Source organism: Ruegeria sp. BI11, assembly GCF_056538005.1.
Map to the genome: position 1 here is coordinate 321459 of NZ_JBQFSM010000004.1, position 22454 is coordinate 343912.

The following is a 22454-nucleotide window of genomic DNA, read 5'->3' on the forward strand; positions in this document are numbered from 1 at the left end:
GTCATCGGCCTTGAACCTGCGCACTACAACCGTAGTTTGAACACCATCAAACGAAACGGAGGACGCCCCATGGTTCGGGCCCTGGCATTGTCTGCCGCCCTGTTCGCCGCCACCCCTTTGCTTGCCAAGGAAGGGCATGAGGCGGTTACCACTTTCACGCTGGATAACGGCATGGATGTCGTCGTGATCGAAGATCACCGCGCCCCGGTCGTGCAGCACATGGTCTGGTACCGCGCCGGATCGGCGGACGAGCCTGTGGGCTCGTCCGGCGTGGCGCATTTTCTGGAACACCTGTTGTTCAAGGGAACCGATACGTTGGCACCCGGTGAGTTTTCCGCCACCGTTGCGGCGAATGGCGGCAATGATAACGCGTTCACCTCATACGATTACACCGCCTATTTCCAACGTGTCGCCGCCGACCGGCTGGAGTTGATGATGCGGATGGAGGCGGACCGGATGCGCAATATCCGTCTGTCCGAAGAGGATATTCTGACCGAACGGGATGTGATCCTTGAGGAGCGTAACCAGCGCACTGAAAACAGCCCCCGCGCCCTGTTTGGCGAGCAGATGAGCGCGGCGCAGTATCTGAACCATCGTTACGGCGTACCGATCATCGGCTGGCGTCACGAAATGGAGACGCTGGATATGGAGGACGCGCTGTCCTTCTATCAGACCCACTATGCGCCCAATAACGCCATTCTTGTGGTGACCGGCGATGTGGAACCGGATGAGGTCAAGACACTGGCCGAAGAGTATTACGGCGTCATCCCGGCTAATCCGGACCTACCCGAACGGGTGCGCTCGCAAGAACCGCCGCAGTCGGCTGAACGTCGTCTGACTTTCAAGGACGCGCGTGTTTCGCAGCCTTATGTGCAGCGCAGCTATCTGGCACCCGAACGGGATGCGGGTGCGCAGGAAAAAGCTGCTGCTCTGTTCCTGTTGGCCGAACTGTTGGGGGGCAGCACCACGTCCTACCTGAACGAAAAACTTCAATTCGAACAGCAAAAGGTCGTCTATACCGGCGCCTTCTATCGGGGTGTTTCGCTGGACGACACGACCTTTGACCTGCTGGTCGTTCCGGCGCAGGGCGTGTCGCTGCAAGAGGCCGAGGATGCAATGGATCAGGCTGTGGCCGATTTCATCGCCGAGGGTGTGAACGAAGAAGACCTGGACCGGATCAAGATGCAGCTGCGTGCAGCCCAGACCTATGCACGTGACAATGTGGATGGGATCGGCAACCGCTATGGCCGCGCCCTGAGCAGCGGCCTGACGGTCGAGGATGTGCAGGCCTGGCCCGATATCCTGCAGGCCGTGACCGGGGATGAGATCATCGCCGCCGCCCGTGAGGTTCTGCAGCCCGAGTCGTCGGTCACCGGATGGCTGATGCGCGACGATGAGGTGACGCAATGAAACGGATTTTTGCAACCCTGATCGCCGTTGTCATCGCGCTGCCCGCCTGGGCTGAGATTGAGATCGAAGAGGTCACCTCACCCGGTGGTATAACCGCATGGCTGGTCGAAGATCATTCAATCCCCTTCACCGCGCTGGAACTGCGCTTTCGCGGCGGCACCTCTCTGGATGAACCCGGCAAACGGGGGGCCATCTATCTGATGAGCGGTCTGATCGAAGAAGGCGCAGGCGACATGGACGCCCGCACCTACGCGCGCGAGTTGGAGTCGTTGGCGGCCTCGTTCCGGTACAATGCCTCGGATGACTCGGTGTCGATTTCCGCACAGTTTCTAACCGAAAACCGGGATGAGGTCATCGACCTGCTGCGCACCACGATCCACGAACCCCGATTTGATGAGGACGCCGTGGAGCGGGTGAAGGCCCAAGTTCTGTCCGGCCTGCGTTCGGACCAGACCGACCCCAATGACATTGCCGGGCGCAACTTTGCGCAGATGGCTTATGGTGATCATCCCTACGGCACTGAGGGGAAGGGCACGATCGAAAGCGTGTCCGCCCTGACACGGGATGACGTGGTCACCGCCTATGACAATGTGTTCGCCAAGGACCGCCTCTACGTTGGTGCGGTGGGCGACATCACCCCCGAAGAGCTGGGCGCGCTGCTGGACAAGCTGCTCGCGGACCTGCCGGAAGCCGGGAAAGCGATTCCGGGCCGTGCCGATGTGGACATCGCGGGCGGTGTCAGTGTGGTCGAATTCGACACGCCGCAATCCGTGGCCCTGTTCGGGCAAGCGGGGATCGACCGGGACGATCCGGATTTCTTTGCCGCCTTTGTCCTGAACCACATTCTGGGTGGCGGCGGGTTTGAAAGCCGTCTGATGCAGGAGGTACGCGAAAAGCGGGGTCTGACCTATGGTGTCGCGACCTATCTGGTGCCCAAGGACCTCGCCTCGGTCTACCTGGGCTCGGTGTCCTCGGCCAATGACCGCATTGCAGAAGCGGTGGAAGTGATCCGCGACGAATGGGCTCGTGCAGCGACTGAAGGCGTGACCCAGAAAGAGCTGGACGACGCCAAGACCTATCTGACCGGTGCCTACCCGCTGCGGTTTGATGGCAATGGTCCGATTGCCGGGATCATGGTTGGGATGCAGATGGAGAACCTGCCCATCGACTATATCGCCACCCGCAACGACAAGGTGAACGCGGTGACGTTGGACGAGGTGAACCGTGTGGCCAGTGAATTGCTGGACCCCGAGGGGCTGCATTTCACGGTTGTCGGCAAACCAGAAGGTTTGGAAACTACAAACTGATCAATAAGGGCTGAGTAATACTCAGCCCTTTTTCCCTGCTGCGCTACGCAGCATCTGTCCCATCATCTGCCCGAACTTGCCTGATCCGCGCTGATACAACGCGCCGTCCACGGACAGAACCGTACCGCTGATATAGCTGGCCATATCCGAGCTGAGGAACAGGCAGGCATTGGCCACGTCCTGTGTGTTCCCCCAACGCCCCAGCGGCACATCACGGCGCAGCTCTTCATGGGCGTTTTCCGTCGGGGCCAGACGCCGCGCGCCTTCGGTGCCTTCGATAAAGCCTGGCACGACTGAGTTCACGCGGATACCCTCGACCCCCCACTCCATCGACAAGGTACGAGTGATTTGATCGACACCCGCTTTGGCCGCGCAGACATGCGCCTGCCCTTCGTATGGCAGAAACGCCTGCGGGGCTGAGATGTTGATGATGCTGGCGCCGGGACGTTTTAGATAGGGGTAAGCTCCTTTCATCACATGGACCGTGCCCATCAGGTCGATGTCCACGACTGTCTTGAATGCGTTGACTGACATCTCGGAGGTGAGCGCCGGGAAATTCCCCGCCGCGCCTGAGACCAGAACGTCGAAATCGCCCAAAGCGTCGTGGAACTGTTTCAGCCCGTCCGCCACGGCTTGCGCATCACGCACATCAAAGGCCGCGCCGATCACCTCGGCAGCGCCTGCCTCTTTCAATGCGGCAAGCGTGTCATCGACCTTGTCCTGTGATCGGCTCGCGACGGCCAGTTTGGCCCCCGAGGCAGCAAAGGCCTCGGCAATGCCACGGTTGATGCCGCTGGTGCCGCCAATGACGATGACGGTCTGTCCTGAAAAATCCATGTAGGCCTCCCTAGAGCGGGAGCCCTACTCGCCGTAGGGCACCCAGATGTTTTTCACTTCGGTCGCAGCCTGCAGGAAGCGGCGGGAATGGTCCACGCCCCAATCAAATGCCGTGGCGTTATTCACCCAGGTGCGTTTCAGGTTTCCGGCCGATACAACCTCGATCTCTTGGGACAGATCGGTGGATGAGAATGACCAGACAGCATCGACGTTCAGATGTGAGGCCAGCGGCTTCGCCAGTTCCACATGGCTGCCGGTCAGGATGTTGACCACGCCAGCAGGGACGTCGGAGGTTTCGAGGATCTGGTAGAAGTCGGTTGCTGCCAATGGATAGGGCTCTGAGGCGACCATAACTGTCCGGTTACCCATCGCGATCGCCGGGGCCATCACCGAGACCAGACCCAGCAATGGTGCTTCGTCAGCGCACAGCGCGCCGATAACACCAACGGATTCCTTCATTGCAATGGCCACGCCCCGGATCGGAACGCCATGCACCTGACCGTCGTACTTATCCGCCCAGGCAGCAGCAGTGAACAGGCGCTGGATCGAAGTCTCGACCTCTTTTGCACCGCCTTTCCTACCAGTCATGGCGTCGATACGAGCCGCGAATTCATCCGCGCGGGCCGAAAGGTTCTCACCGATGTAATATAGGATTTGCGCCCGCAGATGGCCGGTTGTCTTGGACCAGCCCTTGGCACCCGCTGCAGCCTCAACCGCGTTGCGGACATCTTTGCGGTTGGCCAGGCCCACATGGCCCAGCAAGCCGGATTTGCCCCAGACAGGTTTGGAATAGCCACTATCAGGCCTTGCCTGCTTGCCACCAACATACATCTTGGCGGTCCGGTCAATGGGATCGACCGGAGCACCTTCACCCAGGGTCGCCTCAACCTTGGTCAGAGGCTTAGCCTTGCCCTTGGGCTTGGTATAGGCCGCCAAACCTTCCCAACCCCCTTCGCGGCCAAAGCCGCTTTCGCGCACGCCGCCGAAACCGGCGGCCGCATCGAACAGGTTGGTGGAGTTCACCCAGACCACACCCGCGACCAGTTTGGGCGCGATATCCAGTGCAAGGTTCACATTCTCGGTCCAGACCGTCGCGGCCAGCCCGTAGCGGGTGTTGTTGGCCAGTTCCACCGCCTCTTCCGGAGTGCGGAAGGTCGAGGAAACCAGCACCGGGCCAAAGATTTCTTCCTGCATCAGCGGATCGGACGTTTCGAGGCCCGAGATCAGCGTCGGCGGGTAATAGCACCCGTTCGCGGGCAGTTCAAAGGCGGCTTGATGCACATGGCCAACCGTGTTGCTCTCAACCAGCCCCTTGATGGTCTGCAACTGAACCGGGTCCACCACCGCACCTACGTCGATGCATTTGTCCAGCGGATCGCCGATGCGCAGTTTGTCCATCCGCGCGCGCAGTTTCTCGTGGAAACGGTCCGCGATACCTTCCTGCACCAGCAGGCGCGAGCCCGCGCAGCAGACTTGACCTTGGTTGAACCAGATCGCATCAACCAGACCTTCGATGGCCGAATCGATATCTGCATCATCAAAGACGACGTAAGCGGACTTGCCGCCCAGCTCCAGAGTCAGCTCTTTACCAGACCCGGCGGTTGCCTCGCGGATGCGGCGGCCTACAACGGTCGAGCCGGTAAAGGCGATCTTGTCCACGTCCGAGTTCACGATCATCTCACCCACCGTGCCGTCGCCGGTGATGATGTTGACCACGCCCTTGGGCAGTCCAGCTTGGGTGCAGATATCAGCAAACAGCAACGCAGTCAGCGAGGTGTACTCGGCTGGTTTCAGAACCACGGTGTTGCCCATCGCCAGCGCCGGTGCGATTTTCCAAGCCAGCATCAACAGTGGGAAGTTCCACGGAATGATCTGGCCGCACACACCCAGCGCCTGGGCATCGGGCAATTCGCTTTCCATCAGCTGCGCCATGCCCGCGTGGTAATAGAAATGCCGCTGTGCCAGCGGGATATCAATGTCACGCGATTCCCGGATCGGTTTGCCGTTGTCGAGGCTTTCCAGCACGGCAAACAGGCGCGCGTGTTTCTGCAAAAGCCGCGCAATGGCATAGAGGTATCGCGCACGACCCGCACCGCCCAGCTTTTCCCATTTCGGTTGAGCTTTGCGGGCGGCGGCAACGGCTGCGTCTACATCGGCTTGTTTGGCTTGTGTCAGCTTGGCTAGCACCTCTTCGGTCGCGGGGTTGCGGCTTTCGAACCCTTTGCCCGGTTTGGTAAAGGTACCGTCGATATAGTGACCGAACTTATCGCCCTGATCGACCAGCCAAGCCAGTGCCTCGGCGGCGCTTTCGGGGGCGGGGCCATAGTCCATGGTTTCGAAAATTTCTTTGACTGTCATTGTTCTTGTCCTCAGCCCATGGAGTGACGGTAGCCAGCCGAGTAGGCCCCGGTGACATAGTGTTCCAACTGCCGTTCGATATCGCCCAGCAGGGACGAAGCGCCAAAGCGGTACAGGTCCGGCTGCAGCCAGCGGTCGCCCAACTCATCCTTGATCAGCGACAGGTAAACCAGCGCGTCCTTGGCTTTAGAAATCCCGCCCGCAGGCTTATAGCCGACGCGATACCCGGTGCGGTCAAAGTAGTCGCGGATCGCGCGGATCATCACCAATGACACGGGCAGAGTGGCGTTGACGCTTTCCTTCCCGGTCGAGGTTTTGATGAAATCAGCGCCCGCCATCATGCACACCAGCGAGGCACGGGCGACGTTTCGCAGGCTGCCCAGCTCTCCGGTTGCCAGAATGGCTTTGACATGGGCATCGCCGCAGGCCACGCGGAAGGCTTTCATCTCATCATACAACGCCTGCCAGTCGCCCGACAGCACATGGCGGCGCGAGATCACGATGTCGATTTCCTCGGCCCCGGCCTTCACGCTTTCCTCGATTTCGGCAACGCGCAGGTGGAAAGGCGACAGGCCTGCGGGGAAACCGGTCGAGACTGCGGCGACGGGGATGCCGGTGCCCTTCAGCGCCTCAACCGCTGTTTCGATCATATCGTGATATACGCAGACCGCCCCGGTGGTGATCGGCGGCATGTCCAGCGCCTGCAATATCCCGGGCGACACCGGCTGGCGCGCCTTGGCGCACAGACGGCGCACACGACCCACCGTGTCATCGCCGGACAGCGTGGTCAGGTCGATCATTGTGATTGCCTTCAACAACCATGCGGCCTGATACTCTTTCTTGACCGACCGCCGGCCGGGCAAGGTCGCGGCGCGGCGTTCGATGGCCGAGGTATTGACCTGCACGGCGCGCACCCAATCCAGATCAATATCCATACCGGGGTTTCTGGGTTCGGTTACTTGCGGCAGATGCGCGGTGCGCACGGGGCTTTCTGAGCTCTGCGTATCCATAGTCACGTCCTTTGGGAGGTTTGCGCCAAAATCGCACGGGCGGCGTGTAAAGGGAAGGCGTTGCAGGGGGTGATTGGTAAAATTTTTGACCAAATGGACAAAATAAGCGTTTTCTTGCGAGTAATTCGCAATAGCATTGACTTAGTTGCGAATGGTTCGCATATTTATCCTCAACAGGGAACCAAAACGGGATCTGACATGATTCGTCGCAGCTTTCTTGCAGCACTGGCATTCGCCGCTGCTTTGCCACTAGCGGCTTGGGCCGAAGCCCCTCTGAAAGTGGTCGCAACCACTGGTATGATCGCAGACGCGGCGCGTCAGGTCGGCGGGGACCAGGTCGAGGTGAAGGGCCTGATGGGTCCCGGTGTCGACCCACATGCCTATCGCCAGACTCGTAGCGATATCGTGGCAATGACCCGTGCGGACCTGATCCTGTGGCATGGCCTGTATCTGGAGGCGCAGATGGAAGATTTCTTCCACGATCTGGGCCGCAAACGCACCGTGGTGGCCGTGGCTGAGGGAGTCGACAAATCCAAGCTGCGCGCGCATGACGATTATGCCGACAAATATGACCCGCATGTGTGGATGAGCCCCACCCTGTGGCGCGATGTGGTGGTTGAGGTGCAAGAGGCCCTGACAGCCGCGCGCCCCGCGGCCGCTGATGTCTTTGCCGCCAATGCGCAGGCCCATCTGGCCGAGCTTGATGCGCTGACCGCCTATGCCGATCAGGCGCTGGCGGCTGTACCCGAAAACAACCGCGTATTGGTCACCGCACATGACGCCTTTGGCTATTTCGGCGCGGCATACGGGTATGAGGTGATGGGCATCCAGGGCATCTCGACCCAATCCGAGGCCGGGCTAAACCGGATCGGAGAATTAGTGGATACGCTGGTCGATCAGCAGCTGACGGCGGTGTTCGTTGAAAGCTCGGTCTCGGACCGGTCAATGCGCGCGCTCATCGAAGGTGCCGCAGCCAAGGGTCACGAAGTGGGTGTGGGCGGAGAGTTGTATTCCGACGCCATGGGCGAACCCGGCACCTATGAAGGTACCTATGTCGGTATGCTGGATCACAATATCACCGTCATCGCCGGAGCGCTGGGCGCAGAAGTGCCTGATCGCGGCATGAATGGCAAACTGTCGGCGGGGTTTTGAATGATGCTGGAACTGGCTGCTGATCAGGGTGTTTCGATTTCCCAGCACAGCTTGGATGACAGCCCTCTGGCCATTCGCGGATTGACCGTTTCCTACGGTCAGAAACCTGCGGTGTTTTCGGTGGATATGACCGTGCAACCCGGTGCAATGACGGCGATCATCGGACCCAACGGCGCAGGGAAATCGACCCTTCTCAAGGCCGCATTGGGGATCGTGTCGGCTCTCTCCGGGCAGGTCACTGTTTATGGCAAACCACTAGAGAAGCAACGCGCCCGCATCGCCTATGTCCCGCAGCGCGCCAGTGTGGACTGGGATTTCCCAACCCGCGTGATTGACGTGGTGCTGATGGGCTTGTCGCGGCAACTGGGTCTGCTGGGCCGTATCCGTGCGCGGCACATGTCTCGCGCGATGGATTGCCTGAACCGCGTCGGTATGCGCGATTTCGCGGATCGTCAGATCGGTCAGCTTTCCGGCGGCCAGCAGCAGCGGGTATTCCTTGCCCGCGCATTGGCGCAAGAAGCTGATCTTTACTTGCTGGACGAACCCTTTGCTGGGGTTGATGCGGCCACGGAAAAGGCCATCATCGCGGTGCTGAAATCGTTGAAAGAGGCAGGTAAAACCGTCGTTGTCGTGCATCACGATCTGGCCACTGTTACCGACTATTTCGACCATGTCTTCCTGATCAACACCCGCAAGGTGGCCGAGGGAACTGTGGCTGAGGCCTTTACCGCCGAAACTCTGCAATCGGCCTACGGGGGCCGTCTGGCCACCGCCCAGATCGACCAGATCTCACGCGCGCTGGGGTAATCATGCTTTGGGATGCTCTGAGCCTGCAGCTTGGCTATAACGCCACGCTGGTCGCCATTGGTGCGACCTTGTTGGGTGTGTCCGCCGGGGTGACCGGCACCTTCCTGTTTCTGCGCAAACGCGCACTGGTCAGCGATGCGATCAGCCATGCGACCCTGCCGGGCGTGTGTTTGGCCTTCATGGTGTTGGTCGCTTTTGGAGGCGATGGGCGCAACCTGATTGGTCTGTTGGCGGGATCAGCGATCTCGGCCTGGATTGGTCTGCTTTGCATGAACTGGCTGACCCGGCGCACGCGGTTGGCCGAAGATGCAGCGATCGGCGCGGTTTTGTCGGTGTTCTTCGGATTTGGAATTGTTCTGCTGACCGTGATCCAGACAATGGGCGTCGGACGTCAGGCAGGACTCGAAGGGTTTTTGCTGGGCTCGACGGCCGGAATGCTGTGGGCGGATGCTCTGATCATTGCGGTGGGCGGCGCCGCAACGCTTGTTCTGGTGATGATCATCCGCCGTCCGATGACCATGGTGGCGTTTGATCCGGAATATGCGGCGGCGCGCGGGCTACCGGTGCATCGGATTGACCTGGCGATGATGGGATTGGTGATGGCTGTCACCGTTGTCGGGTTGAAGATCGTCGGGCTGATCCTGATCGTGGCATTGCTGATCATCCCGCCCGTGACTGCGCGGTTCTGGACCGACCGTTCGGATCGGGTGGTCTTGCTCGCTGGTGTGGCGGGTGGATTGGCCGGGTATCTAGGCGCGGCTCTATCGGCCTCGGCCCCGAACCTGCCTACCGGTCCGATCATTGTGCTGGTCAGCTTTGGTTTTTTCGCGCTTTCTCTTCTGTTTGCACCGGTCCGGGGTGTTCTGGCGTCGGTGCTGCAACATCTGAAGTTTCAGCGCCGAGTGCATATCAGGCAGGGTTTGCTGGCGCTGGCACAAGGCCAGAAAATCTATGAACCTCTGACTCTGCGCTTGCTGAAACGCGCCGGACTGGCCCGCGCCGATGGCGTTGCCACCGAAGCTGGTAAGGCCCGTGCAGCCAAGGCATTGCGCGACGAAAAACGGTGGGAAGTCGTGCGTGCGGATCAGGCGCACGAAGCGACGGCGGCGCTTTACGATGGGCTGCGCGATATTGAAACGGTGCTGACCCGCGATCAGATCGCGGAAATCGACCGTCTGATCGGCGGCCCACAGGAGATCCGACCATGAGCGGTGAAGAGTTTGTCCCCCTGTCCTTGACGCCACTGCTGATCGGGATCTTCGCCGCCATTGCCTGTGCTCTGCCTGGAAATTTTCTGGTGCTGCGCAAACAGGCCCTGATCGGGGACGCAATCAGTCACGTGGTGCTGCCCGGCATCGTGGTGGCCTTTCTACTGACCGGAGCGATCTCGACCTGGCCCATGATGTTGGGCGCGGCTGGCGCGGCGATTGTGGCCGTAGTGATGATTGAGGCGATCCGACGACTAGGTCAGATCGAACCGGGCGCCGCGATGGGTGTGGTGTTCACCACCATGTTCGCAGGCGGTGTTCTGCTGCTGGAGCAGACCGACACCTCGACAGTGCATCTGGATGTGGAACATGCGCTGTATGGCAATCTGGAAAGCCTGATCTGGCTGGATGCCGTGGGCTGGTCGTCATTGCTGGATCTGACGGCTTTGGCCGGGCTGCCGCCGGAACTGCCACGGATCGCGCTGACGCTAGTGGGCGTGATCCTGTTCATCTGGCTACTCTGGCGCCCACTGAAAATCTCAACCTTTGACGAAGGCTTCGCCCGAACTATCGGTATTCGCACCGGTGCGTTGGGAATGGCCTTGGTGATCGTAGCAGCAATCTCTGCTGTGGCAGCGTTTGATGCAGTAGGGTCGATCATCGTGATCGCCATGTTCATCTGCCCCCCTGCGGCGGCGCGGATGATGACTAACCGACTGGAAACTCAGATCACCTGGAGCGTATTTTTCGCCAGCGTATCCGCAATCTCGGGCTATGTGCTGGCGGGATACGGGCCGCTTTGGCTGGGCAGTGCGGATGCGGTCAGCGCGGCTGGTATGATTGCCACCATGTCGGGCTCGATCCTGGCGGGCGCTGCATTGTGGGGTCCATGCCGCACTCGTGCCGGAGCGCCCCAAGCGACTTGACACGGCGTTTTCCCGCCGCTGGCTAATGCGAGGCGTCGGCTGAAATTCGCCCAGACGCCCAGTAATGGCAGAGTTAATGACTGTCATGTCACGTTTCGTGCTAGTTCCCCCGCAATAAATTTCTGAATGACCACCACTCACTTGGATCGTTCGGACAATCGTGACCAGTATTGTCGTCTGTTGACATCGGCGCGGCACGATTGTTCGAACGCCCCCTCCCTCAAAAAATAGAGCTACCAAACCAGTGGCAGAATCGTGCGTGCCTATGCTAGGTCTGGTGGTATGGTGCAGGCAAACCCCAATATCAGCGAAAACCGTCCCGTAATCCGGCAACTTGATGATGCCGCGATCAACCGCATTGCTGCGGGTGAGGTGGTGGAACGTCCGGCCTCGGCGGTCAAGGAACTGGTGGAAAATGCCATAGACGCCGGATCGACCCGGATTGCCATCGACATCGCTGATGGCGGCAAGACGTTGATTCGCGTCACTGACGATGGGTGCGGGATTTCGGCAGGTGATCTGCCGCTGGCCCTGTCTCGTCACGCGACGTCTAAGATCGACGGCTCGGATTTGCTGAACATTCACACCTTCGGTTTTAGGGGAGAGGCGCTGCCGTCGCTAGGTGCTGTCGGGCGGCTAACCATCACCAGCCGGGTGCCAGAGTCCGAGGCAGCACAGGTCCATGTTTGGGGTGGTAAGATGGAGGCGGTGAAGCCCGCCGCCCTGCGCGCGGGCACGGTGGTGGAATTGCGTGATCTGTTCTTTGCAACACCCGCGCGATTGAAATTCATGCGCACCGACCGGGCCGAGGCGCAGGCAATCACCGATACGGTCAAACGGCTGGCTATGGCCGAACCCGCCATCACCTTTATCCTGCGCGATGTCTCAGGCGGGGGCGAGGGCCGTGTAACCTTCCGCGCCGACCGTGAAAATGGCGATTTGTTCGACGCGCTGCACGCCCGTTTGGCCCGTGTGATCGGGCGCGAGTTTGCCGAGAATGCGCTGCAGATCGACGCCACGCGCGAGGGCATTCGTCTTTATGGCTATGCCGCCCTGCCGACCTATTCGCGCGGTGCTGCGGTGGCGCAGTATCTGTTCATTAACGGCCGACCCGTGCGAGACAAGATGCTGACCGGTGCGCTGCGGGCAGCTTATTTCGATTTCCTCAGCCGCGACCGTCATCCGGCGGCAGCGCTGTTCATCGACTGCGACCCTACGCTGGTAGATGTGAACGTCCACCCTGCCAAATCCGAGGTCCGGTTTCGCGATCCCGGCGTGGCGCGTGGGCTGATTGTCTCGGCCTTGCGGCACGCGCTGGCCGAGGCAGGACATCGGGCGTCCTCGACCGTGGCGAATGCAACGCTGGGCGCGATGCGACCTGAACCGGCGCAGCTTACACCGGCACGGGTGTATCAGATGGATCGGCCCTCGCCTGCGGCACGGCACGCGGCCTATCGCGCGCAAGCACCGGGATTTGCGGAACTGTCGCGCGACTATAGCGGCAGTGTTGTTGAACCTCCCCCAATGGCGGCTCCGGTTGCGGTGGAAGAACTCCCAGTACAGGATCTGCCCTTGGGTGCGGCACGCGGGCAGGTGCACGAGAATTACATCATCGCCCAAACCGCAGACGGCATGGTGATCGTCGACCAGCATGCCGCGCATGAACGTCTGGTCTATGAAAAGCTGAAAGCCCAGATGACCGAGAACGGCGTCGCTGCGCAGGCACTGCTGATCCCGGAAATTGTGGAACTTTCCGAAGGCGACTGCGCGCGTCTCATGGCCGTCGCGGATGACCTGTCGTGCCTTGGGCTGACGTTGGAACCTTTTGGCGGCGGGGCCATCGCTGTGCGCGAAACCCCGGCCATTCTGGGTGAGGTCGATGCGCACGCGATGATTCTGGATATCCTCGATGAACTGGCAGACCAGGGCGAAAGCCAGACGGTGCAGGCGCGGATCGAGGCGATCCTCAGCCGGGTGGCATGCCATGGCTCGGTTCGGTCGGGCCGACGGATGCGGGCCGAGGAAATGAACGCCCTGCTGCGCGAGATGGAGGCGACGCCTCATTCCGGCCAGTGCAACCACGGGCGTCCGACCTATGTGGAACTAAAGCTGAGCGACATAGAACGTCTGTTCGGGCGTAGTTGATCCCGGCGCTTGGTCGGGTTAAAAAGAATAAAACAAGAACATCCGAGGCGATATGATCGAGGTTTCTGGTACTGAAATGGCTTTGAACGACCCTGTGGTGCTGATCGCAGGCGGGGTTGTGGCGTTGATCCTGCTGCTTCTGTTCATGTCGTTGCGCGCGGCCAACCGATCCGCCCGCATGGCCGAACCGCTGGCGCGGCAGATGGCGCATCTGGGCCAGAACGTGCAGCAATTGGGGCAGGGGCAGGAGCAACTACGCGGTGGCTTGCAGCATGTCTCGGACACGCAGGCCAATGCACAGGTGCAGGTGATCCAGACGGTTGAATCCCGCCTTTCCTCGGTGCAGCAGCAGATGAATGACCGGTTGGCGGACAATGCTATGAAGTCAGCCCGTGCATTGGCCGAGATGCAGGAGCGAATGAAGGAATCGCTGCACGGTTCGTCGAAACAGACCGCGACCTCGCTGACGCAGTTGCAGGAGCGTCTGGCCGCCATCGATAAAGCACAAGACAATATCACCAAGCTGTCGGGCGATGTGCTGTCGTTGCAGGATATCCTGTCGAACAAACAGACACGCGGCGCGTTTGGGGAAATTCAGCTGAACGACATCGTCTCCAAGGCGCTGCCCTCGGATAGTTTCCAATTGCAGGCGACCCTGTCGAATGGGCGGCGCGCGGATTGCCTGATCCACCTGCCGAACCCGCCGGGGCCAATTGTGATCGACAGTAAATTCCCTTTGGAGGCTTATGAGGCGCTGATCGGTTCGACCAATGATGCTGAGCTGAAAGCGGCGGCGCAGATGTTCCGCAGCACGGTGCGCAAGCACATCAACGATATTGCCGAGAAATACATTCTGGACGGCGAAACCGCTGACGGCGCGCTGATGTTCCTGCCGTCCGAGGCGGTCTATGCCGAACTACACGCCAAATTCCCCGAACTGGTGCAAGAGAGTTTCAGCAAACGCGTCTGGATCGTGTCCCCCACCACCTGCATGGCGACGCTCAACACGATGCGTGCGATCCTGAAGGATGCGCGGATGCGCGAACAGGCGGGGGCGATCCGCAAGGAATTGGGCCTGCTGCACAAGGATGTCGAGCGTCTGGGGGATCGTGTTTCGAACCTCGACCGTCATTTTGGTCAGGCTGCCAAGGATATTTCGGAAATCAAAATCAGTGCCGAAAAGGCAGGACGTCGGGCGCAGCGGCTGGACAACTTCGATTTCGAAGATCTGGCTCCGGAAGATCACACCAATGTGGTGCCATTGGGCAAATCCGAAGGCTGAGTTTTACTGAATCGACAGGTCCAGATTATAGCCGACTGTCTTATCGGTATCCCGATCATTGCCCATCAAGTAGACGCGGATGGTATAATCTCCGTCCTCGGGCAGGTCGATGCGGGCGGTGTTTCCATCGACCGAGCCGTTGTAAATCGCCTCACCATCGCTGCCCGGCGGCAGAATGTTGAAATAGATCACACCATAGCCGTTGGTGTCGCTGACCTTGAGATCGGCGAACATTTCCTGACCCGCCTGCGCGCCCAGCGTGTAGTCGAAATACTCGTTGCCGGTGATCGTCCCGCTTACCATCGTGCCGAAATTACCGGGTTCGAACTTAACGTCCGCCACGCGCTGTGCCCAGGCTGCGCTGGCAAGACCGGTAAGCAATACACTCATAATCAGAAAACGTTGCATGAGATTTCTCCCGAACCGATTGAAGGGTCAGCGTAGCATGAAACGCCCCAGTGTTTCAGATGCGCAGGAAAGGCTGGAACAGGCGCGGCATTAGCTTGGTAAACTTCAACGGCGCGTCGGTGACCGCCAGACATATGCAATCCTCTGAGATATCGGCGGTCGGCGTGTGGTGCAGGCTTTCGTCCGCGATCTCGACATCGCCGCGCGCGAAATGGTCGATCTCATCCGAGAACGCGCCTTGCAGTACCATTGTTAACTCCATGCCGTTATGGCTGTGGTCGGGTACGGCTGCACCGGCCGGAATGAAGAGCAGGCGGGCGGTGGCCTCGCTCGTGGTGGGTAGGATCGCCTGTTTCACACCCATCCCGATGGAGCGCCATTTGATGTCATTCACGTCACCGCCCACGTAATCCTGCAAAGGTGCGGGCAGAACCGAGCATCCCGGACGTGCGGGTTTTGCGATCGGGACACCCTGAGCGATCAGAGCCATGGTTGCGGCCAGAGACCCATCGCTCATGCTGACCGGGCTGTCTTGCTCTTGAAGAACACAGCCACCCACAGCGTCAAAGCTTTCAGCCCGGGCGCGGCAGTGATCACACAAGGACAGATGCGTCGCGACCATCAGGTCGAACGCTTCGGGCAGGTTGCCCGCGGCATAGGCCATCAACAGGTCGTCTGTCAGGTGATGTTTGATATCGTTACTCATCGTCGTCATCTCAATTCATCGCGTGGCGCAAGCGGTCCAGCGCCAGCCGTATCCGTGATTTGATCGTACCCAAGGGCAACCCGGTCTGAGATGCAATTTCTCGATGGCTCAGATCGCCGAAATAGGCCTTTTCGATCAGCTGTCTTTGCGCCTCGGGTAACGCCGCCATGGCGTCGCGCAGCTGCGCGGTTTCCTGTTGTAGTGCGACCACATCGTCTTGGTCTGGTTCCGCCTCGGGGCCCCATCCCAAGTCCTCGGGTTCGGGTCGGCGTTGTTTGCGCAGGACGTCGATGCGCTTGTTCCTTGCGATCGTGAACACCCAGGTGGCCACAGTCGCGCGGGTGGGATCGAACAGATGCGCCTTGTGCCATAGGGTTGCCATCACTTCTTGAGCGCATTCCTCGGCCAGTGCGGCATCGGACCCTGACTTGATCAGGAACGCCTTGATGCGTGGCGCGAAGTGCTGGAACAGCTCGGCAAAGGCTGCCTGATCCTGCGCGTCGCGAATGCGTCTGACGTGGCTTACCCACTCAGTTCTGGTGTCGCAGTTGCTATCCGCTTTGTTCACCGGCTTGCCCCTGATGCGTTTGCTTGCGCGCCAAGGTTTCAGTGCGGGCCTGTTGGCCACCGGTTCATCCAAGGTCACGGTATCGATCTCGGTAAACATAACCACATTACGCAGCTAGGCCCAAGTCGGATCACTTTATCTGCTGTTTTTGATCCGGGTCGCGCTAATTTTCGTAATACCTGATACAAGCAAGTGAGGAAAAGAATGCTGCTGGAACGGTTTACAGGCCGATTGGAGAAAACTGCGTGAACAGGGTCGACCATATTGCAGGCCACACCTTTCACGGCCGCAAGGGCGCGGTCCAAAACGCTTTTCGCTATTCCGTCGACTACATCCTACTGGACCCGGAAAGCCAACCGGTTACACCGGCGCTGTTTTCACTGAATAGGCCCAATATCACCAACTGGCGGGACCGCGATCATGGTGGGGAGCCGGGGCAGGGGCGCGGTGCTGAATGGTTACGGGATCAGTTCGACCAGATGGGCGTGACGCAGCCCGAACATATCTCCTTGCTGACCCAGCCGCGCGTATTCGGCCATGTATTCAATCCAGTCAGCTTCTGGTTTTGCTTCGATGCAGATGATCAGCTTTACGCGGTGGTGGCCGAGGTTACGAACACCTTTGGCACGCGCCACAGCTACCTGTGCCACACGCCTAACTTTGCGCCGATCAAGCCCTCCGACCGGATCGTGGCGGACAAGTTGATGCATGTCTCGCCGTTTCAAAAGATCGAAGGGTCCTACACCTTTCGCTTCGACTATCGCCCGGATCGGGTGGGTGTCTGGATCGACTACGGGCGCGCGGGCGGTGGGCTGATCGCCACGCTGACCGGTCGGCGGGGCCCGTTGACTGATCGCACGATCCTGTGGGCGCTGTTACGCCGTCCTTTCGGTGCCCGCCGCGCGTTTTTCCTGATCCTGTGGCAAGCGCTGAAACTGTGGGTGAAAAAGGCCCGGTTCCGCCCGTTTCGCTCGGCCCCTGTGCCCAACCACCCGGTTTCCCGGATTCGCGAACCTTAGCGCCGCTTAATTTGCGTAAGATCAAAGACTCAGACCCCGTAGAGTGGTTGTGCTAGGATGAAACCGCGAACACGAGGAGTTGGGTTATGTTGGAAATCTCGGCAAGAAAAATCGCTCAGGTCGCCATGATGGGGCGCGAACTGAACCGCGCCGAGGGCGAGCTGCGCGCGTTTATCGATCGTATGGGCGAAGACGAGCAGGCCGAGTTGGTTGCTGTCATGTGGATCGGACGCGAAAGCTTTTTCGCCGAGGATCTCGCCGAAGCCATTGCAACTGCCAAATCCGAAGCCTCGACCCCTTGCGCCGATTATCTGATCGGCACGCCACACCTTTCAGATCACCTTGAAAACGGTCTGGATGCGCTGGGGATTTCAGCCGAGGATGTGGAAAACGATTTGATGTAGAACCTTTGGCCGGGTGCGACAGAAGCCCTGAAAAAACTGAGAGTTTCTTGATTGTAATCAGGGGGGGTAAGCCTCTGGTTGCTTTCTGAATTGTGCACCTCCTTTCGCCACTGCTGAAAGGCGTTTGAACACGCGCTGGTTATTGCGCCTGACAGCGCGTTTACATTGAAATTACAGGCTTATTTGACACGAGCGATTGCCAGGTCGCGAAAAGATTAAGCGAAATTAATCCAACCCTCCGACGCTTTTAATCCCGACTACTTTTCTCTGTCTCAGCAACAAACGCAATTCAGAGTTAAAGGAGAAAGTCATGGGATACGCACAAACTGTTACCCCGCAGAAGGGGCTCTTCTTCGGTCTGTTTTCGAATTACGCCGAAGCACGGGTCGAACATTTCCGCCGTGGAATTTTTGCTCAATCTGTCCGGGAACTGGAAAAGCTCAGCGACCGGCAGTTGGAAGACATCGGCATCCCGCGCAGCGAGATCAAGCAACGTGCCTATCAAAGCGTTTATCACAAACAGCCCTACGCGCAGAAAGTGCACTGATCTTCACGCTGCACCGGAGGCAGCAGAACACAAGGAGGAGAGAATGCTGGACGCAAGACCAACCCGTGACAAGCCGATTAACGCCAGTTCGGTATTGTTGTTCGACCGAGCGATGCGGTTGCAGGCGATCAGTTCGAACATCGTACGAGCCGCGCAGGAGTTGAACCGCTTGTCCGATCCCGAACTAGCCGAGCTGGGCATCAATCGTAGCGACGTCGAAAACGTCATCGAGCGCTATATCTGACAGTTCGTGCTGCGTTAGAATTCAAAAGTCATTCCGATGCTTCGGGATGGCTTTTTCAACCTTCAGGTCGCCTGTTCCGACCTCAGGTTTACGTTGATTAGGCGAACGCGGAATTGAAGACACCGCCCCAAAAATGATTGGAGCGGTGCCAGCAGCTCAGTTCAATTGATCCACCACCTGCAGATGCTGGGCCAGCGTGTCGATCTCGGCCATCCAGTCCTGCACCAGTTTCGGATCACTTGGCGCGGCGTGGACGCCGGCTGGGATGGCGCGGTGCAGGACCGCCTCGACCGCCAGCGACACCGGGATCGACACCAGTCGCGCCATGGCGGTGCCGCGTGCGTCGCCCCAGGCATCCATCACATAGGTCTTGTGCCAGACAGGGATGCCGTCTTTTTCCGCCTTCAGCCCGACGCAAAGAACCACGCGGTCGGGTTCGCCCTCGTCATAGGCGTTTTCGGCCCAGAATTGATCGGACATCTCTTTCAGACGCGCGTCACCTTCGGGACTCGACAGCGTTTCGATCTCGGTAAACACGTCTGACCATGCATCGGCCCAGCCGTTAAGGCGCAGGGTGCCGCGGACGAATTCCTTGACCGGCCAGTGCTTTTCAAAGTGGTACTGCTCCATGAAGGGGATCGAGTCGCGGTTGGGGTAGACCTCAAAGCTTTCGGGTGTCGGCAGCGGCGCGATATAGCTGGTGATCGCGTCCCACGGGCGGGCCACGTCCAGCGGGGCGTAATCACGGATCGACCTGGAGGGCGAACGCAGCGCCTTGAGCACACCCAGTGGCGACCAGCTGAACTTATAGCGGAACGAGTTGGGGTTTTTCGGGATACCACCGCAATACGAAATGAAGCTCAGGTGGTTCTGCGCATCGAACGCGTCCGAGGCGCGATAGTCATCGACCAGCGCGTGCGCCATTAGGTGGTCGATGCCCGGGTCCAGCCCGACCTCATTGACCAGCGCCACGCCGGCTTCGCGGGCCTTGTCATCAAGCGCACGCATCTCGGGCGCGATGTAAGAGGACGAGACGAAATTGGCCTCTTTCGCGATGGCCAGTTCGGCCAGCGGAACGTGCCAGTCACCCGGCAGCATCGAAACGATCACGTCGCCCTTTTCCAGCACCGTGCCAAGCGCGTCGATATCAAAGGCGCGGATGTCGTCGGTCAGGTCGCCGATCTCGGCCTTGGCCTTTTCGACGGTACGGTTCCAGACGGTGACCTTGTGCCCGCCTTCGATCAGGCGGCGCAGGCCGGGGATGGCCGACAGGCCGGTGCCACACCAATGAATCGTCATCGCTCAGAGTCCTTCGATATGAGTGTTATAGGTCGCCGCCGCCCGGCCCCAGACGCCGCTGTCCAGATCGGTGAGGGTCAGCAGCGAAGGCAGCAGTTGTGCGGCATAGTCTTGCGAGCTTTCGACCGGCAGCATTGATGGCAGGTTGTCGATCGCCATTACATCCATGACCGGGTCACTGGCCACGCGCAGGGCGGGCTGTTCCCAGGTGGTGGCGCGGTCATAGACGGGCACCGGGTTGTAATCGCTGTCGGGGTCGCAGGCCACATCGCCAATAGCGGTCAGCTTGCGCGGCGCGGTCAGCGCCTCACGCGGCACAAAGGCCGGGGTGCCGGGGCGCGCAAAGATGCAGTTCAGGAACAGGTCGTGATCCAGAATTTCTGGGAACGGCCCGCCGCTGGCAGTCTCGGCCATGTCCCATTTGGTCACTTGCACGCCCATCGCCTCGCACATATCGGCAGCCCCTGTACCCACGCGCCCCAGTGCACCGATGACAATGGCGAGCGGGCGCGTGCCGGTGGCATCCAGCTCTGCTAGCAATTCCGCATTCAGCGCATCCTTGCCCGGATAGACGCCGACGGACGGGCATTCCTGCCCCCGTTGCTGCGCTGCCCAAGTCTTGAGCGTCACCGCCGCACCGGCATAGCCCGCCCAATACCCAAAGGCCGCAACCCGGCGGCCATCCTCGGCCACCAGATATTCCAGATCGTACAGCGTGCCGCCGCCAGCCTTGAACCGCTGCAGCAACGCACGACCGGAATGCTGGCCCTTATAGGCGTGGCCAAACATGATATGGCGGTGGGGAAGAGGTGTACCGTCTTCGGGCAGCTCTTTCAGGCCGAAGATGATCGCATCCAGCGGTGCGTCGGGCCAGGAATTCTCGACCGCGATCTCACACCCGGCGGCCTTGTAGCCGTCAATCGGAATGGCGCGGGTCTGGCTGTCCTCGACCGTCACGCGGATGCCCGCAGCGATCAGATCGGCGGCCCCTTCGGGGTTCAGCCCGACCCGTTCTTCATTCGGGCGCTGTTCTGCCCGGACCCAGAGATGTGTCATGCGTTATCCTTTTGTCAGAGCATTCCGGCGGCGCGCACCGCTTGAACTGAGGCGCGCGCCTCCATTGCTGCACGGAAGGTCAGAATTTTGGGAAAGGCCGAGACGTCGACGCCGTCACCTTCCAACCAACTGCAAACCACATACAGGTAAGCGTCTGCCAGCGAGACCGTCTCCCCTAACACAAACGGCCCGCGCAACCCGTTGGACGAGATATAGTCGCAGGACGCGGTCATCGTCTGCGCAACCTTGTCTGTCATGTCTTTCCAGCTGGATTTCTTGTCAGCCCAGCGGGCACCGCGTAGCTTATGCGCGTGGTTTACATGCATGGTCGAGGCCAGGTAATACATCACCTCACGCATTCGGGCGGCCATGATAGGATCTGCAGGCACCAATGCGGCTTCGGGCGCCCTGGCAGCGATGTATTCTAACAAAGCGCCAGTTTCGGTCAGGATGCCACCATCAACCACCAGCGCCGGAACGCGGCCCTTGGGGTTGATTTGCTTATAAGCCGGTTTTGTCTGTTCACCGCCGGCGAAATCCAGTTGGATCGCTTCGTATTCCAGCCCGGCCTCTTCCAATGCGATGGCAACAGCAACCGAGATTGTGCGGGGGGCATAGTATAGCTGCATCATACAGGTCTCCGGGGTTACAGGTGGGTTTGCGCGAATTGCCGATCCGGCGCTTCCAAATGCGGCACGGCGTTAAACAGAACCGGGCTCAGCTGCGGGCCGATCGGGTGCAGTCGGTGCAGTGACGTGTTCATGATGGCCAGCGCCACGCGCGCCATCGCCGGGACATCCAACCCCATCGCTTGTCGCACCACCATCGAAATCAACCCGCCCGAGGTTACAACGATGGCCGGCCCGCCCTCGGTCCCAATCTCGCGCAGTGCGTCTGAGACACGGGTTTCGAACTCAGCAAAGGTTTCGGGCGTATCCGTGATCTCACCTCTGGCCCAGGCGGCGAAGGTGCGGGGCAGGTGTTCAACGAAGCCTTCTCTGTCGGTTGGGATTTTCACCCCGTGTTGCTGTTCGTATAGCTGCGCGATGGTGAAATACTCGATCTCATTAAGGCGGGCGTCCCGGATTGGATCAGGCAGGCCCATACTGGCTGCGGTTTCCACATGTCGCTGCAAGGTGCCGCAATAGACCCTTGGATAATGGGCGCGGGTATCCTGCAGGTGCGCCCCAAGCCAACGGGCCTGCTGATGGCCCAGATCGCTGAGCTTGTCATAGCTTTCTTCATCACGTGCAGTGGTGTTGGCCTGGCCGTGACGCACCAGTGTAATATGTGACATTGCGGTTCCTCTTGGGCGAAGTCTTAGGGCAGGTTTCGAGCTGGGGCCAGAGGCGTTTGTCAGGGGACGGGTAAAAACTGGCCGCCCGCAAGAGTTCGATCAGCTTGCAGCCAATAGCGGAATATCAAGCTTCCAATGTTGTCTAACGGAAAGTTGTTTCCTATAGGATTCACGGGCGTTGCATGCGGCTGTATACGTTTTGAATCGTCTATCACGGCAAATCCTGTTGACTCGTATTAGCGTCCCGGGAACCTTGGAGGTGATTGGATAAAGGGTTGCCTTTGCAGACCATACGGCGATCTTTGAATAAGGCATTCGAAAGGCCCTGATTATGAGCACCACACCGAAACGTACTCCCCTCTATGCTTTGCACGTTGAGTTGGGTGGAAAGATGGTTGATTTTGCTGGGTGGGAGATGCCTGTACAGTATCCTTTGGGGATCATGGGAGAGCATAAGCAGTGTC

The 22454-nt window shown here is 59.6% G+C and carries 22 protein-coding genes and 1 pseudogene; 13 read left to right on the forward strand and 10 right to left on the reverse strand.

Annotated features, from left to right (window positions below; translation table 11 throughout):
* Positions 1-69: 69 nt before the first annotated feature.
* Together ACR0DT_RS12215 and ACR0DT_RS12220 are read left to right on the forward strand one after the other, a co-directional pair.
* On the forward strand, positions 70-1410 hold the full coding sequence (locus ACR0DT_RS12215) for a M16 family metallopeptidase (RefSeq protein ID WP_480711001.1): 1341 nt from the start codon (positions 70-72) through the stop codon (positions 1408-1410).
* The gene (locus ACR0DT_RS12220; RefSeq protein WP_480711002.1) at positions 1407-2717 is read left to right on the forward strand and encodes a M16 family metallopeptidase; all 1311 of its coding nucleotides are present in this window, start codon (positions 1407-1409) and stop codon (positions 2715-2717) included. The genes ACR0DT_RS12215 and ACR0DT_RS12220 overlap by 4 nt, the downstream gene beginning before the upstream one ends.
* A gap of 21 nt (positions 2718-2738) precedes the next feature.
* Here ACR0DT_RS12220 and ACR0DT_RS12225 read toward each other — a convergent pair whose 3' ends face one another.
* The 3 genes from ACR0DT_RS12225 to deoC are packed head-to-tail and all read right to left on the reverse strand — an operon-like array spanning position 2739 to position 6922.
* On the reverse strand, positions 2739-3554 hold the full coding sequence (locus ACR0DT_RS12225; protein WP_480711003.1) for an SDR family oxidoreductase: 816 nt from the start codon (positions 3552-3554) through the stop codon (positions 2739-2741).
* 24 nt (positions 3555-3578) lie between these two features.
* A complete protein-coding gene (locus ACR0DT_RS12230) occupies positions 3579-5912 on the reverse strand; it encodes an aldehyde dehydrogenase family protein (protein WP_480711004.1) in 2334 nt (777 codons plus the stop codon).
* 11 nt (positions 5913-5923) lie between these two features.
* On the reverse strand, positions 5924-6922 hold the full coding sequence (deoC, locus tag ACR0DT_RS12235) for a deoxyribose-phosphate aldolase (protein ID WP_480711005.1): 999 nt from the start codon (positions 6920-6922) through the stop codon (positions 5924-5926).
* Positions 6923-7120: 198 nt separating this feature from the next.
* Between deoC and ACR0DT_RS12240 the strand changes: the two genes are divergently transcribed.
* The 6 genes from ACR0DT_RS12240 to ACR0DT_RS12265 all read left to right on the forward strand — a co-directional run bounded on the left by ACR0DT_RS12240 (position 7121) and on the right by ACR0DT_RS12265 (position 14442).
* The gene (locus tag ACR0DT_RS12240) at positions 7121-8074 is read left to right on the forward strand and encodes a metal ABC transporter solute-binding protein, Zn/Mn family (RefSeq protein WP_480711006.1); all 954 of its coding nucleotides are present in this window, start codon (positions 7121-7123) and stop codon (positions 8072-8074) included.
* A 3-nt stretch (positions 8075-8077) separates the two neighbouring features.
* A complete protein-coding gene (locus tag ACR0DT_RS12245; protein ID WP_480711031.1) occupies positions 8078-8881 on the forward strand; it encodes a metal ABC transporter ATP-binding protein in 804 nt (267 codons plus the stop codon).
* Positions 8882-8883: 2 nt separating this feature from the next.
* Positions 8884-10089 carry a metal ABC transporter permease gene (locus ACR0DT_RS12250; protein WP_480711007.1) on the forward strand — a complete coding sequence of 402 codons (1206 nt, stop codon included), beginning with the start codon at positions 8884-8886 and terminating at the stop codon, positions 10087-10089.
* Positions 10086-11015, forward strand: a complete 930-nt coding sequence (locus ACR0DT_RS12255; protein ID WP_480711008.1) for a metal ABC transporter permease — start codon at positions 10086-10088, stop codon at positions 11013-11015. The genes ACR0DT_RS12250 and ACR0DT_RS12255 overlap by 4 nt, the downstream gene beginning before the upstream one ends.
* Positions 11016-11297: 282 nt before the next feature.
* The gene (gene mutL, locus ACR0DT_RS12260) at positions 11298-13160 is read left to right on the forward strand and encodes a DNA mismatch repair endonuclease MutL (protein WP_480711009.1); all 1863 of its coding nucleotides are present in this window, start codon (positions 11298-11300) and stop codon (positions 13158-13160) included.
* Between the two features lie 52 nt (positions 13161-13212).
* Positions 13213-14442, forward strand: a complete 1230-nt coding sequence (locus tag ACR0DT_RS12265; protein WP_480711010.1) for a DNA recombination protein RmuC — start codon at positions 13213-13215, stop codon at positions 14440-14442.
* 3 nt (positions 14443-14445) lie between these two features.
* On the opposite strand, the gene ACR0DT_RS12270 is transcribed toward ACR0DT_RS12265, so the two are convergent.
* From ACR0DT_RS12270 to ACR0DT_RS12280, 3 genes are read right to left on the reverse strand one after another with little or no spacing between them, the layout of a single operon-like run.
* Positions 14446-14850 (reverse strand): hypothetical protein, encoded by a 405-nt coding sequence (locus ACR0DT_RS12270; protein WP_480711011.1) that lies wholly within the window; start codon positions 14848-14850, stop codon positions 14446-14448.
* Positions 14851-14905: 55 nt separating this feature from the next.
* The gene (locus ACR0DT_RS12275) at positions 14906-15556 is read right to left on the reverse strand and encodes a ChrR family anti-sigma-E factor (RefSeq protein ID WP_480711012.1); all 651 of its coding nucleotides are present in this window, start codon (positions 15554-15556) and stop codon (positions 14906-14908) included.
* Between the two features lie 10 nt (positions 15557-15566).
* A complete protein-coding gene (locus ACR0DT_RS12280; protein WP_480711013.1) occupies positions 15567-16223 on the reverse strand; it encodes a sigma-70 family RNA polymerase sigma factor in 657 nt (218 codons plus the stop codon).
* 146 nt (positions 16224-16369) lie between these two features.
* Here ACR0DT_RS12280 and ACR0DT_RS12285 point away from each other — a divergent pair, with 146 nt between their 5' ends.
* The 4 genes from ACR0DT_RS12285 (at position 16370) to ACR0DT_RS12300 (ending at position 18338) form a co-directional block, all read left to right on the forward strand.
* The gene (locus ACR0DT_RS12285; RefSeq protein WP_480711014.1) at positions 16370-17143 is read left to right on the forward strand and encodes a DUF1365 domain-containing protein; all 774 of its coding nucleotides are present in this window, start codon (positions 16370-16372) and stop codon (positions 17141-17143) included.
* A gap of 86 nt (positions 17144-17229) precedes the next feature.
* Complete coding sequence (locus tag ACR0DT_RS12290) at positions 17230-17547, forward strand: DUF3775 domain-containing protein (protein ID WP_170326413.1); 318 nt, start codon at positions 17230-17232, stop codon at positions 17545-17547.
* A 310-nt stretch (positions 17548-17857) separates the two neighbouring features.
* Positions 17858-18094, forward strand: a complete 237-nt coding sequence (locus ACR0DT_RS12295) for a DUF1127 domain-containing protein (protein ID WP_480711015.1) — start codon at positions 17858-17860, stop codon at positions 18092-18094.
* 43 nt (positions 18095-18137) lie between these two features.
* Positions 18138-18338 carry a DUF1127 domain-containing protein gene (locus ACR0DT_RS12300; protein WP_480711016.1) on the forward strand — a complete coding sequence of 67 codons (201 nt, stop codon included), beginning with the start codon at positions 18138-18140 and terminating at the stop codon, positions 18336-18338.
* 156 nt (positions 18339-18494) lie between these two features.
* On the opposite strand, the gene ACR0DT_RS12305 is transcribed toward ACR0DT_RS12300, so the two are convergent.
* Genes ACR0DT_RS12305 through ACR0DT_RS12320 form a run of 4 tightly spaced genes read right to left on the reverse strand, consistent with a single transcriptional unit; the run spans position 18495 to position 21990 of the window.
* Complete coding sequence (locus tag ACR0DT_RS12305; RefSeq protein WP_480711017.1) at positions 18495-19637, reverse strand: saccharopine dehydrogenase family protein; 1143 nt, start codon at positions 19635-19637, stop codon at positions 18495-18497.
* 3 nt (positions 19638-19640) lie between these two features.
* Positions 19641-20693 (reverse strand): saccharopine dehydrogenase, encoded by a 1053-nt coding sequence (locus tag ACR0DT_RS12310; RefSeq protein ID WP_480711018.1) that lies wholly within the window; start codon positions 20691-20693, stop codon positions 19641-19643.
* Positions 20694-20707: 14 nt separating this feature from the next.
* Positions 20708-21322 (reverse strand): glutathione S-transferase family protein, encoded by a 615-nt coding sequence (locus ACR0DT_RS12315; RefSeq protein WP_480711032.1) that lies wholly within the window; start codon positions 21320-21322, stop codon positions 20708-20710.
* A gap of 17 nt (positions 21323-21339) precedes the next feature.
* Positions 21340-21990, reverse strand: a complete 651-nt coding sequence (locus tag ACR0DT_RS12320) for a histidine phosphatase family protein (RefSeq protein WP_480711019.1) — start codon at positions 21988-21990, stop codon at positions 21340-21342.
* A gap of 331 nt (positions 21991-22321) precedes the next feature.
* On the opposite strand from ACR0DT_RS12320, the pseudogene gcvT reads away from it, so the two are divergent.
* A pseudogene (gene gcvT / locus ACR0DT_RS12325) lies at positions 22322-22454 on the forward strand (glycine cleavage system aminomethyltransferase GcvT); the annotation flags it as partial.

What these genes read in the sequence shown, in the direction of transcription:
- ACR0DT_RS12250 (WP_480711007.1), top strand. Translation starts at nt 8,884, where the DNA reads ATGCTTTGGGATGCTCTGAGCCTGCAGCTTGGCTATAACGCCACGCTG.
- deoC (WP_480711005.1), bottom strand. Translation starts at nt 6,922, where the DNA reads ATGGATACGCAGAGCTCAGAAAGCCCCGTGCGCACCGCGCATCTGCCG.
- ACR0DT_RS12280 (WP_480711013.1), bottom strand. Translation starts at nt 16,223, where the DNA reads ATGTTTACCGAGATCGATACCGTGACCTTGGATGAACCGGTGGCCAAC.
- ACR0DT_RS12320 (WP_480711019.1), bottom strand. Translation starts at nt 21,990, where the DNA reads ATGTCACATATTACACTGGTGCGTCACGGCCAGGCCAACACCACTGCA.
- ACR0DT_RS12275 (WP_480711012.1), bottom strand. Translation starts at nt 15,556, where the DNA reads ATGAGTAACGATATCAAACATCACCTGACAGACGACCTGTTGATGGCC.
- ACR0DT_RS12315 (WP_480711032.1), bottom strand. Translation starts at nt 21,322, where the DNA reads ATGCAGCTATACTATGCCCCCCGCACAATCTCGGTTGCTGTTGCCATC.
- mutL (WP_480711009.1), top strand. Translation starts at nt 11,298, where the DNA reads ATGGTGCAGGCAAACCCCAATATCAGCGAAAACCGTCCCGTAATCCGG.
- ACR0DT_RS12255 (WP_480711008.1), top strand. Translation starts at nt 10,086, where the DNA reads ATGAGCGGTGAAGAGTTTGTCCCCCTGTCCTTGACGCCACTGCTGATC.
- ACR0DT_RS12290 (WP_170326413.1), top strand. Translation starts at nt 17,230, where the DNA reads ATGTTGGAAATCTCGGCAAGAAAAATCGCTCAGGTCGCCATGATGGGG.
- ACR0DT_RS12220 (WP_480711002.1), top strand. Translation starts at nt 1,407, where the DNA reads ATGAAACGGATTTTTGCAACCCTGATCGCCGTTGTCATCGCGCTGCCC.
- ACR0DT_RS12300 (WP_480711016.1), top strand. Translation starts at nt 18,138, where the DNA reads ATGCTGGACGCAAGACCAACCCGTGACAAGCCGATTAACGCCAGTTCG.
- ACR0DT_RS12305 (WP_480711017.1), bottom strand. Translation starts at nt 19,637, where the DNA reads ATGACGATTCATTGGTGTGGCACCGGCCTGTCGGCCATCCCCGGCCTG.
- ACR0DT_RS12245 (WP_480711031.1), top strand. Translation starts at nt 8,078, where the DNA reads ATGCTGGAACTGGCTGCTGATCAGGGTGTTTCGATTTCCCAGCACAGC.
- ACR0DT_RS12295 (WP_480711015.1), top strand. Translation starts at nt 17,858, where the DNA reads ATGGGATACGCACAAACTGTTACCCCGCAGAAGGGGCTCTTCTTCGGT.
- ACR0DT_RS12310 (WP_480711018.1), bottom strand. Translation starts at nt 20,693, where the DNA reads ATGACACATCTCTGGGTCCGGGCAGAACAGCGCCCGAATGAAGAACGG.
- ACR0DT_RS12270 (WP_480711011.1), bottom strand. Translation starts at nt 14,850, where the DNA reads ATGCAACGTTTTCTGATTATGAGTGTATTGCTTACCGGTCTTGCCAGC.
- ACR0DT_RS12240 (WP_480711006.1), top strand. Translation starts at nt 7,121, where the DNA reads ATGATTCGTCGCAGCTTTCTTGCAGCACTGGCATTCGCCGCTGCTTTG.
- ACR0DT_RS12265 (WP_480711010.1), top strand. Translation starts at nt 13,213, where the DNA reads ATGATCGAGGTTTCTGGTACTGAAATGGCTTTGAACGACCCTGTGGTG.
- ACR0DT_RS12230 (WP_480711004.1), bottom strand. Translation starts at nt 5,912, where the DNA reads ATGACAGTCAAAGAAATTTTCGAAACCATGGACTATGGCCCCGCCCCC.
- ACR0DT_RS12215 (WP_480711001.1), top strand. Translation starts at nt 70, where the DNA reads ATGGTTCGGGCCCTGGCATTGTCTGCCGCCCTGTTCGCCGCCACCCCT.
- ACR0DT_RS12225 (WP_480711003.1), bottom strand. Translation starts at nt 3,554, where the DNA reads ATGGATTTTTCAGGACAGACCGTCATCGTCATTGGCGGCACCAGCGGC.